We start from the raw sequence: 13,932 nt of genomic DNA on the forward strand, positions 1-13,932 counted from the left end.
GGCCCACGGGGCGGGGGCGCTCCCCCCCGGGGGGGCATTCCACGGCACTTTCCCACCCCCCGGGGGGGGGGTGCGGGGCGTTGGGGTTACTAACCCGAATCGCCACTCACGACCAACGCGCGTCAGGCGGGTAGCACGGCGTACTGCCGCACGTAGAGATCGGTGTAGGTGACCGGGCCGCGCGGGCCGGGGACCTTGTCCAGGTTGATGCCGGTCTCGGGGACGGCGAGGAGCTTGAAGCCGTCGAGCAGCCGGGTCGGGGCGTTCCAGAAGACGCCGGTGCCGGTGTACGCGTCGAAGAACGCGTCGGCGGCTTCGCTGCTTTCGGTCGCGATGCCGGCGGCCAGGCCCGAGGTTCGCTCGTTGGCGATTTCGGCCGCTTCGGGCAGGCCGGAGACCTTCGCGACGGTGATGGTCGCTTCGCGGTCGGAGTCGAGCGCCCATTCGTAGCCGATGGCGTGCTCGTGCGGGGCGAGCGAAGGCGTGACACCGCGTTCGGCCAGCGCGCCGGAGATGCCGGGCCACACGCGGTCGTGCGCGTCTTCGTGGATCAGCAGCAGGTTCAGCCGGTTGCAGACGCCGAGCCGGTCGAGGCTGTTGAAGACCAGGTCACGCGCCTTGTCGGTGTCGGCCGCTTCGTCGACGTACAGCACGCCGCCGCCGTCGGCGTGGGCCAGCGTGCGGACGCCGTGGACGGCCGCCTCGGTGGCCAGCGCCCTGGTGCTGTCACCGCTGCCGCGCAGGATGACCAACGGCACGAGCGCGGGGAAGCGGACCAGCGCGGAGGCCGCTTCGCGTTCGGCGCGTGGGACCAGCTGGATGACGTCCGGGTCGATACCCGCTTCGGAGAGCGCAGGGGCGATCACGGTCTCGCGCAGGCGCTGGGCCGAGCCGAGCGCGGCGGAGCCCGTGCGGAGCACGCCACCGTTGCGCGACTTCACCAGCTGCGAAGCGACGTCGACCGTGACGTTCGGGCGTGCCTCGTAGTTCGCGCCGATCACGCCGACGGGACGGCGGCGCTCCACCAGCCGCAGCCCACCGTCCAAAGTGGACACGTCGACGGAACGCTCCTGATGCGGCGCGCCGGCCAGGAGACGGAGCTGTTCGGCCATGCCGGTCAACCGCTCGGGGGTGATGGTGAGCCGGTCGAGCAGGCCCGCGCTCATCCCGTCCTCGCGCGCCTTGGCGATGTCGGCCTGGTTCGCCTCGAGCACGACATCGGCGTGCTCGACGAGCTTGTCCGCCATGGCGTTCAGCGCGGCGTCGATCGCTTCCGCGGAGGCGGCGGCCAGCGACGGCGCGGCCCGTTTCGCCGATCGAGCGCATTCCTCGACGGCCTTGGCGACCTCGTCCATCTGCTGACTCCTTCCGCGCGGAACGAGCCATCAGTCTGCCGTACCGCCCCGGTCAGGCGACGGTCGGCTCCAGCAGCCACAACCCGCCCGCGAAGAGACAGCTCACCGTCAGCACGGCCATCACCAGCACCCACAGCACCGCGGGCATCCCGGTGAGCCTGCCGAGCTGGTCGGCGTCGGAATCCCTCGCCGCGCCCCGGCGCCGCTTGATCTGCAGCTCGACCACCGGCCGGACGCCACCGAACAGCAGGAACCAGGTCAGCAGGTAGACGAAGATCGCCTGGAACCACGACGGCGCCACCAGCGCGACCAGCCCGAGCACCACCGAGCTGGCGATCACGGTGAACACCCCGTAGGTGTTGCGCACCATCACCAGCACACCCAGCAGCATCAGGGCCATCACGATCAGCACGACGGTGATCAGGTCCGACGAGAGCAGCCCCGCGAACACCAGCCCGAGCACCGCGGCCGCCGGATACCCGGCCAGCGCGGTGAAGGCCATCCCCGGCCCCTCCGGTTTGCCGCGGGAGACGGTGACGCCGGAGGTGTCCGAGTGCAGTTTGATGCCCTGCAGCCGGCGTCCGACCAGCACCGCCGCCAGCGCGTGGCCTGCCTCGTGGACGAGCGTGATCAGGTTGCGGGCGATCCGCCAAGGCCTGCCCGAGAGCACCACGAGCAGGGCGAGACCACCGGTGACCAGGGTGATCGTGCCGGGCGGGGTGGACTGGGCGATGTCGGAAACCGTTTCGGCGGGAGACGAGCTCACCTCACCAGCTCACCACAGGCCGGATATGTCCTGTGTCAGGCGGTCATCGAACCTCCGATCCCGCGCGTGCGAAACTCCCGGCGTTGCGCAGGGCGAAGGCCACCCAACTGCGGAACGGCCGCCAGACCGCGGACAGCTCCTCCAGCTCCTCGGGCGGTGCCTCCGGCAGGTCGTACGCGGCCCGCATGGCCTCCTGCAACCGGGGCTCGCCACTGGGGAAGACATCCGGATGCCCGGCGCCCCGGATGAGGATCAGCTGCGCCGAGAACGGGCCGACCCCCGGCAGACGCTGCAGCCAGTGCAACGCGTCCGGCACCGGCATCGCGCGCAGATAAGCGGCGTCGAGCAGGCCGTCCTTGGCGGCATTGGCCACCGCGCGCAACCGCTCGGCCTTCACCTCCGGCAGACCGCGCCTTGCTTCGGGCCCGGCCAGCACGTCCGGCCCGGGGAACGACCGGAGGACCTTCCCGCCTACGTCCACCGGCCTGCCGAACTCCTCCGCGAGCCGTCGTTTCACCGTGGCTGCCTGGGACATTCGCGTCCGGTGGCTCAGGATCGCCCAGCAGGCCGCCTCATAGGGAGAATGGAACAGCACGGGCCGGAACCCGGGCTGTGCCTGCTGCAGGCGACGTACCACCGGATCCGCCGTGGCGATCTTGGCGTAGCCGACGCCATCGACGTCCACCGAGAGGATCCGCCGTACCTGGGCGCCGACCTCGACGGCGAGCCCTTCCTCGGCGAAGACCTCCACCTCGATCGTGCCGGGCGATCTCTGTCTGACGGCCGCACCGACGTGCTCCCAACCCGCCTCGGCGGGGAAGGCCAAGCGCAGGGTGCCGGGTTCGGTGGCGGCGTCCGGGCGGCACGCGGGCGGGAAATCGGTCAGGAAGCGGAGGGACTTGTCGAGATCGAACGGACCGCGTACCGGGATGCGGAGCGTGGTCGTGGCGGTGTGCTGCAGGATCGAGCCGGTCATTTCGGGCTCCTTCGGCTGGGGAACGGCGACTCCCTCCGACGTTAGAGACGGCCACCGACAGTTTCGGGTCGCGGCGGCGGGAATGTCGCGAACGGGCCGGTCATGGCAGATTCTCCGGTGAGGACCGTGAAGGGAGCAGCCATGCCGGACCATCGCGAACGTCTCGAAAGCCTGCTGCGGCCGGGCATCACGCCCACCGCCACCGGAAAGGATTTCCTTGACCTGCTGGGAGAAATCCCCCAGGCCGGGCCGCCGACCGGACTCGCGCAGCGGCTGATGCGCACCTCCGCGGTGCCGATGATCTACGAGCGGTACTGGCGCCCGACGCTGGGCAGGGTCGCGAAAGGACTGAACGGCCCGACCATGGCGGACGAGGTCCGCATCGCGATCGAAGCGCTCGGCCTGCGCCCCGGCCAGGTCGCTCTGGACGTCGCCTGCGGCACCGGCCGGTTCACCCGCGCCTTCGGCGAAGCGGTCGGTCCGGACGGGTTGTCCATCGGGCTCGACGGTTCGGTCACCATGCTGGAGAAGGCACTCGCCGCGCCCACTCCCGCTTCGGTGACGTATCTGCGCGCCGACGCCGTCGACCTGCCGCTCGACGATTCCACTGTGGACGCCGTCTGCTGCTTCGCCGCGCTGCACATGTTCGCCGATCCGGACGCGGCGCTGGATTCGTTCGCCCGCGTGCTGAAACCCGGCGGCTCGCTGGTGATGCTGACCAGCGCCCGGCACAGCGATCAGCCGATGCGGCTGGCGGACACCGTCCTCGGCAGGCTGAGCGGGCAGCGGATGTTCGACCGCGGCGAGATCGCGGTGAAACTGTTCCGGCGCGGCTTCGACCACGTCGACGAGCGGTACTCCGGTGTCACGCAGATCGTCACGGGCGAGCTAGGAGTTAACATCCGGAAATGATCCGCTCTGAGCACGCTTCGCCGATTCCTCCCGACGACAGCTACCTCCGTTCGCTGGTCGAAGCGACCGCGGACGCCGTCGCCGCGGCCGAACCACTCGGCTCGCCCCACGACGGCGCGGACACCGCCACGCGGGACGCCGTCAGCACCGAGATCCGCGCGCTGGAGGCGGAATTGGTGGAGCTGAGCCAAGACCTGCACGCTCACCCCGAAGAGGGTTTCGCCGAGCACCGCTCGGTCCAGGCCCTCGGCGACCTGCTCCGGCGGCACGGCCACGAGGTGACGATCGGCGCGGGCGGGCTGGACACCGCCCTGGTCGCGACGACCCCCGGCACCGGCCCGCATATCGCGGTCCTCTCCGAATACGACGCGCTTCCCGGGCTCGGCCACGGCTGCGGGCACAACGTCATCTGCACCGCGGGCGCGGGCGGCTTCCTCGGCGCGGCGGCGGTCGCCGGACGGCTGGGCGGCCGGGTCTCGCTGATCGGCACGCCGGCGGAGGAAGGCGGTGGCGGCAAGGAGACCATGGCCCGCGCCGGGATTTTCGACGACGTCGACGCCGTGCTCATGCTGCATCCGTTCAGCCACGACATCGCCATGCACCCGTTCCTCGGCAGGCGGCAGCTGGAAATGGTGTTCCACGGGGTCGGCGCGCACGCTTCGGCCCAGCCGTTCATGGGACGCAACGCGCTCGACGCCGCCGTCGCCGCATATCAGGGTGTCGCGGCGCTTCGGCAGCATCTGCCCTCGACCGACCGCGCCCACGGCGTCTTCACCGACGGCGGCGCGCGGCCGAACGTCGTCCCCGAACGCGCGGCGCTGCTGTTCTATCTCCGGTCCGCGCAACCCGGTACGCTGCGCGACCTCGCCGAGCGGGTTTCGGCGATCGCGCGCGGCGCGGCGGAGATGACCGGCTGCGGGGTCGAACTGAAGTGGGACGACCAGCCGGCGTATCTGCCGATCCGGTTCAACACCACCCTCGCCGGACGCTGGTCGGTGCATCAGGTCGGCACCGGCCGCAAACCGCTGCCGCCGGGGATCGTGCCCGAGTTCCTCACCGGGTCCACCGATCTCGGCAACCTCTCCTACCGGATGCCCGCCATCCACCCGATGATCGCCATCGCCGGACCGACGACCGCCTTGCACACCAAGGAGTTCGCCGCGGCGGCCGGTTCGCCCGACGGCGATCGCGCGGTCGTCGACGGCGCGCTGGGGCTGGCGCTGACGGCCGCCGACTACCTGGCCGACGCGAAACTCCGCGCCGCGGTGCACGAGGAGTTCGAGGCGTCGGGCGGCGCGTTGGACGTGCCGGCGTTCTTCGACTGAGATTCTCAGGAAAGCCCTGGGGTTTTCCACAGGCGGCTCACAAGTACGGGCGCGAATCTTGTTCCATGACCGAGAACGAGAGTCGGCCGGGCCCCGCCTCCACCGGTGGGCACCAGCCGCCACACCAGCAGCAGTACCCCGGTTACACCCCTTGGCAGGCCGCGCCGAATCCGCTCTTCACGCCGCAGCCCGCGCCGCGTAAGAAAGGCGGCCGGGTCGCCGTCCTCGTCAGCGCGACGGCGCTCGCCGCCGCGCTCGTCGGCGGGGTCGGCGGAGCGGCGATCGTGGGGCTCGGCTCCGCGTCGCCGTCGGGCACGGGTACGTCCACGGTCGCCAACGGTCAACTGGTCGGGAACAACACTTCGGGTGACGTCAGCGGGGTCGCCGCGAAGGTGACGCCGAGCGTCGTGCAGGTGAACGTGACCACCGCGCAGGGTGAGGCCGTCGGCTCCGGCGTCATCCTGACGGCGGACGGGCGCATCCTCACCAACGCCCACGTCGTCGCGGACGCCGAGGGCGACGTGACCGTCACGTTGTCCGACGGCAAGCAGTACAAGGCGAGCGTGGTCGGCGCCGACACGAAGGCCGACATCGCCGTGATCCAGGCGAAGGACGCGAGCGGGCTGACAGCGGCTTCGCTCGGCGATTCCGGCAAGCTCGCCGTCGGCCAGCAGGTCGTCGCGATCGGCTCGCCCGGCGGGCTGCAGAACACCGTGACCACCGGGATCGTGAGCGCGCTGAACCGCAAACTCGACGAGTTGAGCAGCGGCCAGGAGCGGCGCTCGCCCTACAGCAGGACCACGAACGACGGCGGGCCGAGCTACACCGCGATCCAGACCGACGCCCCGATCAACCAGGGCAACTCCGGCGGGGCACTGGTGGACGCGCAGGGGAACGTCATCGGCATCAACTCGGCGCTGTACAACCCGGCCTCGACCGGCAGCATCGGCATCGGTTTCGCGATCCCCATCAACGACGCGAAGAAGATCGTCGAGCAGATCGTCGGCTGACCAGGCCGTCTGGACCGCTGTCAGGGGGCGGCCCAGCAGGCACTGTCCGTGAAGGCCTCCTTCACTACCTTCAGGGTAGGGAAGGAGGCCTTCACGGACTTTCAGAGCTCGTAGGTGAGAGTGAAGGTGTGGTCGCCCGCGTCGTCCTGGGTGATCGTGGCGGTCCCGGTGATGCCGGCCAGTTCACCGTGCCCGGAGCCCGGCAAGACGATCAGGTGATGCCCGTTCTCCCCCGCCGAGTGATGCAGGACGAAGCCACCCTTGCGACCGTCGACCGAAACCGCCAGCCGCTCGAAGGCGACGTACGCCGACGACGTCTCGTTCACCGCCGTGAGCATCTCGACGGCACTGGTGCCTTCGACGTCACCGGTGAACGTCTTGGTCAGCCGCACCCGCGAGAACTCGGTGGCTTCGGCCTTCTCGGTGGCTTGGGGATCCCAGCCGTCCACGGTGAACGACGCTGTCGCGGTGTTGGTCATGCCGCCGAGTCTGCCGGGCATACCTGACAGATCGCGTCAGGTATTCCTCACCGCCGCCGATTCCCGAACAGGCCGCGCGTGACCTCCCTGCCCAGCGCGCTCGCCGCCGAGCGGAGGAACGACTTCAGCGCCGGATTCTTCATCGCCTGCTCGACCATGCCGGGACCTTCCTTCTCCGGTTTCGGAGCGGGGGCCTCGGGAGGTGGCGCCTCACCGGCGGGCGGAGCGGCCACCTTCGCGGCGAGCTTCTCGTAGGCCGATTCACGGTCGATCGTCTCGGCGTACTTCGCGTGCAGATCCGAAGACGCCGTCGCCGCGGAGATGGCTTCGGCGCCGATGGAGCCCATCTTCGAACGCGGTGCGCGCAAGCGGGTCCACGCGACCGGCGTCGGCGCGCCCCGCTCGGAGAGCACGGTGACGATCGCTTCGCCGATACCGAGCGACGTCAGCGCCGAGTCCAGCTCGTAGTGCTTCGTCTTCGGGTACGTCTTCACCGTCTTCGTCAGCGCCGCTTGGTCCTCTGGAGTGAACGCGCGCAACGCGTGCTGCACCCGGGCGCCCAGCTGGGACAGCACGTTGTTCGGGATGTCCGTCGGGAGCTGCGTGCAGAAGAACACGCCGACCCCCTTCGACCGGATCAGCTTCACGGTCTGCTCGATACGCTCCAGGAACGCCTTCGACGCGTCGTTGAACAGCAGGTGCGCCTCGTCGAAGAAGAACACCAGCTTCGGCTTGTCGAGGTCGCCCTCTTCGGGAAGCTCCTCGAACAGCTCGGCCAGCAGCCACATGAGGAACGTCGAGAACAGCGCGGGCTTCGACTGCAGGTTGTCCAGCTCCAGCAAGGTCACCATCGCCTTGCCGTCGACCTCGCGCATCAGGTCGTGGACGTCCAGCTCGGGCTCTCCGAAGAAGTCCTCACCGCCCTGAGCCTCCAGATTGGACAGCGCCCGGAGGATCACCCCGGCCGTCGCGGCCGAGACGCCACCGATGCCCTTGAGGTCCTCCTTGCCCTCGTCACTCGTCAGGTGCGTGATGACCGAGCGGAGGTCCTTCGTGTCCAGCAGCGCCAAGCCGCGCTGATCGGCCCAGTGGAAGATCAGGCCGAGCGTCGACTCCTGGGTTTCGTTGAGCCCCAGCACCTTCGACAACAGGATCGGGCCGAAACTCGTGATCGTCGCCCGGATCGGCGACCCCTTGCCGCCCGTCCCCACCGACAGGAACTGCACGGGGAACGCGGCGGGCTCCCAGGTGTCACCCAGCTCTTCCGCGCGTTTGGTGATCTTGTCGTTGCTCTCGCCCTGCGCGGCGAGCCCCGACAGGTCGCCCTTCACGTCGGCCAGCACCACCGGCACCCCCGCGGCCGACAGCTGTTCGGCGATCAGCTGCAAGGTCTTCGTCTTGCCGGTCCCGGTCGCGCCCGCGACCAGCCCGTGCCGGTTCAGCGTGGCCAGCGGCAGGCGGACCGCCGCACCGGCGCCGGCGTTGCCGTCGATCACGACGGCGCCGAGCTCCACCGCCGCCCCGTCGCTCACATATCCCTGCGCGATCTCCTGGGCTGGACCCTGTTCGGCCACTGTCGCTCCCCGATCTGTGACATGACTCACCTGAAGATGCACACGCTGCCAGCAACGCGCCGAACCCGCACGTCGCGCGCCACGAATCCCCGGGTCGGGTTAGGGTTCCGGGGTGAACGACCGCCTAGTCTGGATCGACTGCGAGATGACGGGGCTCGACCTCGGCAAGGACGCGTTGATCGAAATAGCCGCGCTGGTGACCGACGCCGAGCTCAACGTCCTCGGTGAAGGCGTCGACATCGTCATCCACGCCGACGATGAAGCCCTCGACGGCATGCCGGAGGTCGTCCGCGAAATGCACGCCCGCTCCGGCCTCACCGAAGAGGTCCGGCGCTCCACCGTGACCATGGAAGAAGCCGAGCAGCGCGTGCTCGAGTACATCCGCGCGCACGTGCCCGAGGCCAACGTCGCCCCGCTCGCCGGCAACTCCATCGCCACCGACCGCGGCTTCATCACCCGCGACATGCCGCTTCTCGACGCGCACCTGCACTACCGCATGGTCGACGTCTCGTCGGTGAAGGAACTCGTCCGGCGCTGGTACCCGCGGATCTACTACGCCAAGCCCGAGAAGGGCCTCGCGCACCGCGCGCTCGCCGACATCAAGGAATCCATCTGGGAGCTGGACTACTACCGTCGCGCGGCCTTCGTCCCGCAGCCCGGCCCGACCACCGAACAGGCCAAGGCCGCGGCCGCTGAAGTGCAGGAACGCCACCAACGGTAACCCGTTGCGAGCCCCCGAAACGGGCACGCTAATATAGTGCGGCCGAGGTGATGGGGAGTTCCCCGAGCCCGGCGATGGTGGGCGTAGCTCAGCTGGTAGAGCACCTGGTTGTGGTCCAGGAGGTCGCGGGTTCGAAACCCGTCGCTCACCCCATCACCCCAGTCTGTTCAGGGGCCTTGCGGCCCCTTCCCAACAGGCTGGGGTTTCGCCTTTTTTCGGGGGCCGAGCCCCCGAACCCCCGCCGGAGGGCTGCGCCCCCGGACCCCCATCAGATCGGTGCCGTACGGGGCGATCGTGCCGGGCGGGAAGCGCCGTGGCGATGCGAACCGGGGGTACCCGAACTGCACGAAGGGGTCCTGTCAGGACGGATTTCGTCCTGACAGGACCCCTCATGACAACGGGTCAGTTCCGGTCGCCGCCGGTCTTCCAGTCGTCCCACGACATCTGCCACACCGACCAGCCGTCGGTCGGCTCCAGCACCTGCGGGCCCGAGTTGGTGACGGTGATGATGTCGCCCTTCTTCGAAGTGTCCATCAGCCACTTCGCGTTCTCGGTCGACAGGTTGATGCAGCCGTGGCTCACGTTCCGCTTGCCCTGCGAACCGACCGACCACGGCGCCGAGTGATAGAAGATGCCGCTGTTCGACATGCGCACCGCGTACTTCACGAACGTCCGGTAGCCGGCCTTGCTGTCCGACGGGACGCCGTACGTGCTCGAGTCCATCGTGTACCCGGTGTGCTCGCTCATCACCGTGTAGGTCCCGGCCGGGGTGCTGCTCGACGGCTTGCCCATCGAGATCGGCATCTGCTTGACCTCTTGGTCGTTCACCACGACCTTCATCTGGTGCGTGCCGCCGTCCGCGGTCGCGACCAGCTTGTCGCCGACGACCACCTTGGCGGGCTTGTCCTCACGGCCGAAGGTGTTGTTGCCGAGGTTCTTGCCGTAGATCGCCGCGTTGACCGAGATCTTCGTGCCCGGTTTGAAGTACTCCTTGGGCCGCCACATCACGGTCTTTTCGCCGAACCAGTGGAACGCGCCCTCGGCCTGCGGCTCGGTGACGATCTTCAGCGCCTTCTCGGTCGCCGCCTTGTCCGGCACGTTCCCGGTGAAGGTGAAGATCAACGGCAGCCCGACGCCGACCGTCTCCCCCTCGACCAGGTTGATCGAGACGCCGATCTGACGGCCCGGCTTGGCCGTGGAGAACGTCGAGGTCGCGGTGACCGGTTTGCCGTCGGTCCCGGTCGCGGCCGCGGTGACGGTGTAGCTCTTGCCGTAGCCGAGCGGTTCCGCCGACTCCCAGCCCGAACCGTCCTCCTTCGGCTTGCCCGCGACGGCCTTGCCGTCGGCGCCGGTCAGTTTGACCTCGCCCACCTTGCCGTCGGCGACAGCCACCGTGACCGGCTCGCCGGGGGCCACGTTCGCCGCACCCTGTGCCGGGGTCAGCGTCACCACGGCGGGCTTCGACTCCGGCGCGGGCGCTCCGCTCTGCTGCGAACCCCCGGGAGCGCCACCCTGCGACGGCGTTTCACCCGACGGTGTACTGGTGCACGCGGCGAGTGTGAACCCGGCCACCAAAGCCACCAAAGCCACCCGCGACCGCCCCGTCGCTCCCCAGACCCTCATGCACACCGCCCGTTTCGCGTGGTACCAACCCCAACGTCTGGCTATAGTCTGCCTGACCGGCCGCAACGCCCGCGGCCGGATGGCCGAATACGTCCCGGTCCGTCGTTGGGGGACCCCCCTGAAACGGGCCCCAGCAACCCTGTGTTAATGTTTTCCACGTCGCCGAGGGGAACACCAAAGCGGCGGAACAAGCAGGCGCCATTAGCTCAATTGGCAGAGCAGCTGGCTCTTAACCAGCGGGTTCGGGGTTCGAGTCCCTGATGGCGCACAGATCTGAATCGAAGCCCACCTGCAGGATTTCTCCACATGAGGATCTTGTCGGTGGGCTTTGATCTTGGATGGGACCGGCGTGGGGCCGAATGAGTCCGTACCCGCCACCCCTTTATTTCTTGACCTTCTTGCCTCGGCTGTGGCTACCTTTCCGTCGCCGGGCGCCTTTCTTGTCTGCTTGGCCTCGCAGTGAGGTCGCAGCTTTACGGGCCGCTTCCAGTACCAGCTCCGCCGTTGCTTCCGCGGCGCTATGCGCCAGACAGGGCAGGACGCTGGTGTAGGTGTCGGCGGTGAGCACGATGCTGGAGTGCCCGAGCATGGCCTGCACGACCTTGAGGTCGTTGCCCGCGGCCAGCGACAGGCTGGCCGCGCCGTGCCGCAGGTCGTGCAACCGGATCGGCGGCAATCCTGCCTCGGCGACCAGCCGGCTGAAGGTGTGGGTCACATAGCCAGGACTGAGCGGCCCGCCGTGCCGATTGGTGAACAGGAACCCGATCGGTTCGGTTACGTGGTCTCGCCGCTCTGCTTGAAGTGCCCGCAGCGCCGCGATCAGCACGTGATCCAACGCCAGGGTGCGCACGCTCGACTCGGTCTTCGGCGGACACACGACGGTGTGGCCGTTACGGTCCTGGACCTGGTGGGAGATCTCCACGACCTCGCCGTCCAAGTCGAGATCGCACCAGCGCAGCCCGGTCGCCTCACCGCGCCGCAATCCGAGCAGCGCGACCGCCAGGTACAAGGCGTACATCGGATGGCCACGGACGTGCGCCAGAAACTCCGCCGTCTGCCGGGCTGTCCACACCGCTACCGGTGGACGCTCGCCGGTAGCTCGCCAGTGCGCAACCCGTGCATCAGTCCACACCACAGCCCGTGGGCGCCGTCCCGACGGTAGCTCCACCAGGTGCGCCGGATTCCGCTCGATCAATCCCACCCGGATCGCGCCGTTCAATGCCGCATGAAGCGTGCCCCTGATCCTCACGAACGTCGCCGGCGACAGCGGCCGTTGTCGTTTCGCGTTCGCCCGGGCGAACGCGACGAACATCGCTTGGACGCGCGCCACCGTCAACGACCGCAAGGGCACGCTCCCGAGGTACGGCTTCAGATAGTCGTTCACTTGCTGGGTGTAGAGCCGACGCGTGTTGAAACTCAGGGTCTGCCGCATCTCCAGCCATATGTCCAACCACTGCCCCACCGTCACCGCGCTCCGCCCCGGAAGCACATCGGCCCCCAGCAGATACGCCCGTGCTTGAACCGCGGCCGCACGGGACCGGAAGCCGCCACGACGTACCCGATGCCGACGACCGTCCCGGCCAAACGGCAACTCCAGCGAGAAATACCAACTCCCGTGACCCCGCTCAGCCAACCGAGGACACCGCCCGCCACCGACTTCCTCTCGCGTCTTGCAACCGCATCGCTTGTACACCGCTGCTCGCCTCATCACGACCTCCTTCTAGATCACCCCCAAGCGTGCGCCCCCGCGTCCTCAACCACCACAACCTGTCCGCGGGATAGCCTGGACGAATGACCCGCGCCCAGGGACGCAGCCGCAGAATCAAGGTGACGGTCGAAGCGATCGTCGAGATCACCGACGAGAACGCACTCGAAGAAGCTGCGATCGCCGACATCGAAACAGCACAGTTCTCCGTCCTCCCCGGCAGCAGCCTCAGCGTCGAGCAGGTCCGGCAAGAAGAACAGGACCACATCCGTGGCAACGCCGTCGCCGCCGCGCAATGGTTCGTCGACGCGGGAGCCGTGATCGACGATCGATCCGGCATCGAGTTCGTCCGAGCCACAGAGTCCGTAGTCGAGATCGACGAAGACGGCCTACCACTCTCCGCGTGGCCGCACTTCGCCGAACTCTTCCCCCTCTGCACCTGCGACGCGGACAACTGCGATCGCTGCAGCGGGTTCCAGGTGACACCTCGAACAGCGGCAGCCTTGTGGACATCAGCCGGGGTCCTAGCCGATCAGGCTTACGACGATGTCTTGGAACATGGCGATGAGCCGGTCGGCGACACTGGTGCCTGGTCAGTGTTCGACGAGTTCCCGAGGATCACCTGGCGACAGAACGCCGTCTGGCGTCGACAGGCCGCACGGTCCTTCGACGACCTCAGCGGCGACCTGGCTGCCGGAAACTGGCCCGAACCACACTGCCCAGCCGAAGAGATGGCGCTGCACCTCATCCTGCGCTCGGCTGAAGCCGCCGTCGACGACGACTGCGCAGGCCTCACCGGCCGCTACGCAGATCTGCCAGAACACGACGACGACCACGACTGGGACACGCTCACCGACACACTGTTCCAAGACACCGACATACTCGCCCTGTTCAGCAAACAACTCGACGGCATCGAAGACCCCGACACCCACCAAAACCGAGAACTCGGCATCGGCGACTACCGGCCCCAAGCCTGGTTCGAATGCTTCCTCAACATGGAACCACGCGACCCACGACGTCCCTTCCGCCGCTGAACCTCGCGATAACAACTCCGGGACCGTTTCACCAGGCCGACGACAGCTTCCAAATAGGTGCCGATCCGCGCCGCGTCCCATGAGCCGTCACTGGGGTCGTCGACTGCTGTAACTACCTGACTCCTCCTAAAACCCGGAATCGATCGATTCGGATACCGGGACGCCGAGTCGGCCGGCACCGACATCACGGTCGAAGCACAACCTGCGGGTCTGACTGCCACCCGCGTAACACTGTGTCACTGTCGGCCGACCTCTGCTGTGCAACCGATCAATCCGGCAGCGAGGACTATCCCGATGAAGGCATTGGCGCTCTCTGCAGCGACCGTAGGTGCTGCCATGGCGCTCACCGCCTGCGCGACTGAGGTTGTCCCCGGGAACCGGACACCGGGGTTTTATGCCACGAGGGCGAGATCTTGACGATAGCTTATGCGGGTTTCGTGGGGTGTTTGGTA

At 68.3% G+C, this 13,932-nt stretch carries 12 protein-coding genes and 2 tRNA genes; 7 read left to right on the top strand and 7 right to left on the bottom strand.

The window, feature by feature from the left end; all coding sequences use genetic code 11:
• Positions 1-122: 122 nt before the first annotated feature.
• Genes ACIRGA_RS30980 through ACIRGA_RS30990 form a run of 3 tightly spaced genes read right to left on the bottom strand, consistent with a single transcriptional unit; the run spans position 123 to position 3,097 of the window.
• Positions 123-1,355 carry an aldehyde dehydrogenase family protein gene (locus tag ACIRGA_RS30980; protein ID WP_400947609.1) on the bottom strand — a complete coding sequence of 411 codons (1,233 nt, stop codon included), beginning with the start codon at positions 1,353-1,355 and terminating at the stop codon, positions 123-125.
• A gap of 52 nt (positions 1,356-1,407) precedes the next feature.
• Positions 1,408-2,121, bottom strand: a complete 714-nt coding sequence (locus ACIRGA_RS30985) for a M50 family metallopeptidase (RefSeq protein WP_038509213.1) — start codon at positions 2,119-2,121, stop codon at positions 1,408-1,410.
• 43 nt (positions 2,122-2,164) lie between these two features.
• Entirely contained in the window at positions 2,165-3,097 is a 933-nt protein-coding gene (locus ACIRGA_RS30990) for a DNA-3-methyladenine glycosylase family protein (protein ID WP_400947611.1), read from the bottom strand.
• A 141-nt stretch (positions 3,098-3,238) separates the two neighbouring features.
• Between ACIRGA_RS30990 and ACIRGA_RS30995 the strand changes: the two genes are divergently transcribed.
• The 3 genes from ACIRGA_RS30995 to ACIRGA_RS31005 all read left to right on the top strand — a co-directional run bounded on the left by ACIRGA_RS30995 (position 3,239) and on the right by ACIRGA_RS31005 (position 6,344).
• Positions 3,239-4,009, top strand: a complete 771-nt coding sequence (locus ACIRGA_RS30995) for a class I SAM-dependent methyltransferase (protein ID WP_400947613.1) — start codon at positions 3,239-3,241, stop codon at positions 4,007-4,009.
• Entirely contained in the window at positions 4,006-5,334 is a 1,329-nt protein-coding gene (locus tag ACIRGA_RS31000; protein WP_400947616.1) for a M20 family metallopeptidase, read from the top strand. The genes ACIRGA_RS30995 and ACIRGA_RS31000 overlap by 4 nt, the downstream gene beginning before the upstream one ends.
• A gap of 65 nt (positions 5,335-5,399) precedes the next feature.
• A complete protein-coding gene (locus tag ACIRGA_RS31005; protein ID WP_400947618.1) occupies positions 5,400-6,344 on the top strand; it encodes a S1C family serine protease in 945 nt (314 codons plus the stop codon).
• Between the two features lie 101 nt (positions 6,345-6,445).
• Here ACIRGA_RS31005 and ACIRGA_RS31010 read toward each other — a convergent pair whose 3' ends face one another.
• Both ACIRGA_RS31010 and ACIRGA_RS31015 read right to left on the bottom strand, forming a co-directional pair.
• Positions 6,446-6,823, bottom strand: a complete 378-nt coding sequence (locus ACIRGA_RS31010; protein ID WP_400947621.1) for a DUF3224 domain-containing protein — start codon at positions 6,821-6,823, stop codon at positions 6,446-6,448.
• Between the two features lie 47 nt (positions 6,824-6,870).
• Complete coding sequence (locus ACIRGA_RS31015) at positions 6,871-8,397, bottom strand: helicase HerA-like domain-containing protein (protein WP_400947623.1); 1,527 nt, start codon at positions 8,395-8,397, stop codon at positions 6,871-6,873.
• Between the two features lie 112 nt (positions 8,398-8,509).
• Between ACIRGA_RS31015 and orn the strand changes: the two genes are divergently transcribed.
• Together orn and ACIRGA_RS31025 are read left to right on the top strand one after the other, a co-directional pair.
• Positions 8,510-9,118 carry an oligoribonuclease gene (orn, locus tag ACIRGA_RS31020; RefSeq protein ID WP_125786885.1) on the top strand — a complete coding sequence of 203 codons (609 nt, stop codon included), beginning with the start codon at positions 8,510-8,512 and terminating at the stop codon, positions 9,116-9,118.
• Positions 9,119-9,195: 77 nt separating this feature from the next.
• Positions 9,196-9,271 (top strand) — tRNA-His (locus ACIRGA_RS31025).
• A 249-nt stretch (positions 9,272-9,520) separates the two neighbouring features.
• On the opposite strand, the gene ACIRGA_RS31030 is transcribed toward ACIRGA_RS31025, so the two are convergent.
• Positions 9,521-10,741 carry an Ig-like domain-containing protein gene (locus ACIRGA_RS31030; protein WP_400947626.1) on the bottom strand — a complete coding sequence of 407 codons (1,221 nt, stop codon included), beginning with the start codon at positions 10,739-10,741 and terminating at the stop codon, positions 9,521-9,523.
• A 195-nt stretch (positions 10,742-10,936) separates the two neighbouring features.
• On the opposite strand from ACIRGA_RS31030, the gene ACIRGA_RS31035 reads away from it, so the two are divergent.
• Positions 10,937-11,009, top strand: a tRNA-Lys gene (locus ACIRGA_RS31035).
• A 114-nt stretch (positions 11,010-11,123) separates the two neighbouring features.
• On the opposite strand, the gene ACIRGA_RS31040 is transcribed toward ACIRGA_RS31035, so the two are convergent.
• Positions 11,124-12,449: a tyrosine-type recombinase/integrase gene (locus tag ACIRGA_RS31040; protein ID WP_400947629.1), complete on the bottom strand. Its 1,326-nt coding sequence runs from the start codon at positions 12,447-12,449 to the stop codon at positions 11,124-11,126.
• Between the two features lie 83 nt (positions 12,450-12,532).
• Here ACIRGA_RS31040 and ACIRGA_RS31045 point away from each other — a divergent pair, with 83 nt between their 5' ends.
• Positions 12,533-13,480, top strand: a complete 948-nt coding sequence (locus tag ACIRGA_RS31045; protein ID WP_400947632.1) for a hypothetical protein — start codon at positions 12,533-12,535, stop codon at positions 13,478-13,480.
• Positions 13,481-13,932: the final 452 nt, after the last annotated feature.

This window comes from Amycolatopsis sp. NPDC102389, assembly GCF_044765885.1.
Classification (GTDB): Bacteria; Actinomycetota; Actinomycetes; order Mycobacteriales; family Pseudonocardiaceae; genus Amycolatopsis.